Consider the following 4,513-nt stretch of genomic DNA (forward strand, 5'->3'; position numbering starts at 1 on the left):
GCCGATAATCCTCTTCCTGCAGCATCTGGTCACTCTGCACTGGGTTCCGGCAGAGACGTAGCCCCCTCATTTGCCCAAAATGCAGCGCATTCAGATAACAGCGGTAGTGGCTTCAGTACCATGCTGAACCCGGTTGCCAATGCTCTGTATGAAACAGGTCAGTTTATAGCCCTGCATGACCCTTTAAGGTTTTCGGTTGCGGATGCATCGCCAGTGCCACTGGCTGAAACAGAATCAACAATGGCGGCAGGTATCTTCCGGGACTTGAAAAGCGACAGTTATATTATTAATAGTGAACAGAAGAAGAACGCACTGATTTCCGGCCTGGTGCAGTATCTGGTATCTCACGGGCAAATGACTGCAGATGATGGTAACTACTTTGAATTGTTCTTACGCTCTGAAGCAGCGGGCATGCCGATGGTTGCTGCCCGTCTTGATAATGAAGAGGTGGATTCCAGCCGAACGAAACGGGCACTGGTCGCGGAGCATGACCCGCGAACAGCAGAGCATATAAAAGAACACTGTGCATTTGAAGAGGAGGTGCTGGATGCGCAGGGTGAAAACCAGGGGAAATTGCTTATATTTCAGGCCCAGAGAGCAGAAAACCCGTTCCGTATGATTTATGACAACAATCCAGATAGCAGGCCCTCTCCGGAGGCGCGAGGGGTTGCTGATGGCCTCAACATATCTGCTGATATTCTTACGCTGGGGATTAAGCCCTTAATCGGGAATCTTATAGCGAATGCCAAACGACGGGAATATTATCAGAACCTGGGGGATGAAATCTGTGCAGAACGATTCAGAAGGCTTTTAATTGCGGAGCTGGCAATGTCCCTGGACGTGGATGGACTGACTTTTACGCGCCGGGGAAGTGCCGGAAAAGTGAAACCGTCAGAACTACTCCATGCTTTGCCGGAGCAGAAGAGAGCCGCTTTTTTCACCCGTAACCCGCACACCGGTATCAGAAAGGAAATTCTGCTGGAGCTGAAGCATGAAAAAGGAGCAATAAATGATAACGGGCGCAAAGTTTATCTGAAACCAACTGAAAAAAAGAGTGAATTTGTTACATGTCATCCTGATGCGGTAAAGCCGGAAATGCTGGAGAGAAGAGTCATTGTTGATGAAAATAATCTTTCATGGCGTTATGCGGGTAGTTTTGACTCATCGAGACTTAACGTCGAAATCAGTGAGGGAAAACGACAGATAACGCTACATGGTGAAAACTATGAACTTCAGCAGAATGCTGCAGGTAAATATGAAATCGTTGTAAACAAATCATCAGGGACAAAAGAACTTGTTCCGGTTTATATGGAGCCATTATCACGGAAATGGCATCTCAGCACGCATAATGAACACCCTGCTTTCAGTAATAAGCAGATTGACATTATAAAGGATATAAAAGTAAAAAAAGAAGATGGGTTTTATTATATCCCGAGAGGAAACAATAACCAGAACTACTACGGGGGCGGTAATATATATGTACAGGAAAAAATAGGTGATTTCGGTCACTATCCTTGGGGACGGTATGTTGAAATGAACGGCGAAATGGTTCCCGTAAGGAACAGCAAACACCAGGGACAGGGCGTCCTGTACGAAGTATATGACATGAAGTTCGCTGAGAAGGCAGGCCATCCGATTGAGTGGGATGGTAATCGCTGGCTGTTTGAGCGGGAAACCTCGGTTCATGTATCTGAAAGTTTAGAAAATCTTATTTCACCAGAAATGGTTTCTGAAAAGGTGAATGCAGGCAAGCTTTCAGCCCCTGACCACCAGGGGTTAAGGTATGATGCAGATGTAAATAAATACATAAAAATAAAAGGGGAATATATTAAGTTACAGCAACAGGGTGATTTTTTTTCCTTGCAGAGGAAAGATGGAGGTATCCTACATATATCTTTCAAAGAAAATAAATTTACCCCAGCTAAAATAGCTGATTTAGAACACTTAACATCCTCCTGTGTTGGACGAGCTAAACGTGGAATCGATTCTCCCTGTAGTTATACTATGTATGTGGAGGGCAATAATGGAGACATGTTGAAAATAAGAACTGAGGGAAATCCAGATACACAGTTTTTATTGTATCCAGAATACAATAATATAAATCTAAAATCATTAAACATTGATGCCACTCAATATGAAACGGCTATTTCTCGACTGGCTGATAACGAAAGGCAGGCAATGCGAGAATGGACACACGTTAAAGGTGATAATGGTGTATATAGTAATGGCGAACTGTCGGTAAGTAATGAGATTAATTTTAAATTAAACGGACGTCTCATTGAAGGAAGAGAACTAACGAATAAGCAAAAATCTGTTTATGATGGATTAATATCAGCCATGACGCCAGGAAAAATACCTGAGTACAAGAGCGAATTCCTTCGAATGGCATGGTATGAGTCTCATAAAGGAATTAGATCTCCATGGGCTAACGGTAAAATTAAAGTAAATGATATTGTTACTAATGGTCGCCCGTTTATGAGTGTTACCGATAGTGAGGGATTTATAAGACATATGGTTTCCACAAGTAACCACGTTGGTATTGATTCACTTGTAATCTATAAAATAGAAAAGGGTCAGCCAACACCACTTTTAGCGGATGCAGTGTCTTTAATAAGAGATGAGTCTGAGTGGCTATTCAAGCCTAATACTTATTTTAGAGTCAGAGGGATATCTGGTAGCACGCCGCAAACAGCAAGAGCAGAAAATTTTCCTCGAGAAGGGGTAATACTTGAACAAATCGAAAAGAAGAATGTACCAGAAGGTTCTGTAGTGAAAAATTTATTCACAGGGGACATTGAATAGAGCCTGTAAGTAATTCTGTGTAACGGCCACCGTATTAAAGAGAATATTCATGGCAACTTCCGGCTGGCACTGTTGCAAAGATCATTATGAGGCAACCTTTAGTATTACTGAAAGGTCTTATCTTTCAAAGACTCTGCTCACCAGAGGCATTGCGCCCAAGGATACCCAAAATAAAATGATCCGGCCTGACCTTTCCGTAGCGCACGCATCACTTCAATCCCTTTTATCCTGGCGTAAGCCGTATTCATGGATTTAAATCCCAGCGTGGCGCTGATTATCCTTTTCAGATTTCCTTGATCACATTCAATAATTTATCTGCCGGTGTTCAATATCGTGCGGACACCGTCCCTCCTGTTTTAACAACGCAAGTGCTGTCAACGGCCCGGTACAGATAAGCCCACCGGCCATTAACTTTGATATAAGTTTCATCAAGATGCCATGAGCGGAAACCGGAAGGGTTTCGCCAGTACCAGCGCAGCCGTTTTTCCATTTCAGGGGCATAACGCTGAACCCAGCGGGAAAGGGTCGTGTGATCGACATTCACGCCGCGTTCGGCCAGCATCTTCTGCAGCTCACGATAGCTGATGCCATATTTGCAGCACCAGCGTACTGCCCAGAGAATGATGTCTCGCTGAAAATGCCAGCTTTTAAATATGTTCATGAGTTGCGTGGTGACGGGTGAAAACGGGCGCAGAGTATTATCAATACGACGATTTTTGCAACAGTGTTAAAAAGAAGCCTTAACTTAACAGTCACTTACACAAGGAAGAATATGTTACCTGTAAACCCACTTGCATCTGCGTTATCAACCAATATATCCCGGAATAGTTCAACTCCGAAAGACCGGGATATCTGGTTTGACGCCATCGACCACGTTGAAATGGATGAGACCTGGTTTGACCCCCGTGAAGAGCAAGAGGCTGCCCCGTCATCTTCGGCCGGAGACGCTGCCGATTCCCGGGTTCCGTTCACGGAAGACTGCCGCCGCGGTGTTCAGCAGTTTGTCCGTACTCTGGGAGAATACGGGGAGAGCAGAATGCTATCTGCCTGCCTTTCTAAAATACTTCCCGGCACCCCGGCCCGTCTCGTTATCGCAGCAAACAGTCTCTATACCGCAACGACTGAACGACGGAATATTGATACCGCAGCACTGCATGCCCTCGGCCTGGCATCAGGGTGTCTTCCTGAGAATATAAACGTTGTTTCCCGGCTGGCAGCCTTTATCCGGGATACCGTTACCGGCTGGACGGATGAGACTTTCCTGCAGCAGTTTCTTGGCGACGAAGAAAATCACACTTCCATCCACCTGTTTACGGCCCTGGCGGTTACGGCCATTGTGGCGGGGCGCTGGATGATGGACGAAGGGGCTCCGCAACGCGGTGTCCTGAAGGTCCCAGCCTTTATGGCTAACATTTTTATCCGGGCCAGTCATTACTGGACTGCGCTGGGGAATATGGCGAGCCGTATTCCGTCCGGTCCGGACATGCAGGAAAACACCGGGCCAGCGCGACGCGTTCCCGCTTTTGAGGTCGACACCCAGGTGGAAATCACCAGAGAAGTATGGGATGCCGCAGTTCCCTGCTCTTCATCAGCAGAGCGGCTCACCGCATTTTCGTCAAATTCAACGGCCACTCCGGAGGCTTATACTCGTGCGATGATACAGAACAGGCCGGCCCCTGCGTCCGGGAAAAATACCCGCCTCTCTGCACCT

The 4,513-nt window shown here is 46.2% G+C and carries 3 pseudogenes; 2 read left to right on the top strand and 1 reads right to left on the bottom strand.

The annotated features are described in order from the left end of the window. A pseudogene (locus tag RTK32_RS19260) lies at positions 1-2,802 on the top strand (hypothetical protein); the annotation flags it as partial. Positions 2,803-2,919: 117 nt separating this feature from the next. Here RTK32_RS19260 and RTK32_RS19265 read toward each other — a convergent pair. Continuing rightward, positions 2,920-3,463 (bottom strand): annotated as a pseudogene (locus RTK32_RS19265) (IS6 family transposase). Positions 3,464-3,574: 111 nt separating this feature from the next. Between RTK32_RS19265 and RTK32_RS19270 the strand changes: the two are divergent. Next, positions 3,575-4,513: pseudogene (locus tag RTK32_RS19270) on the top strand (hypothetical protein); the annotation flags it as partial.

This window comes from Erwinia sp. (genome assembly GCF_031978025.1).
In the GTDB taxonomy this organism is placed as follows: domain Bacteria; phylum Pseudomonadota; class Gammaproteobacteria; order Enterobacterales; family Enterobacteriaceae; genus Erwinia.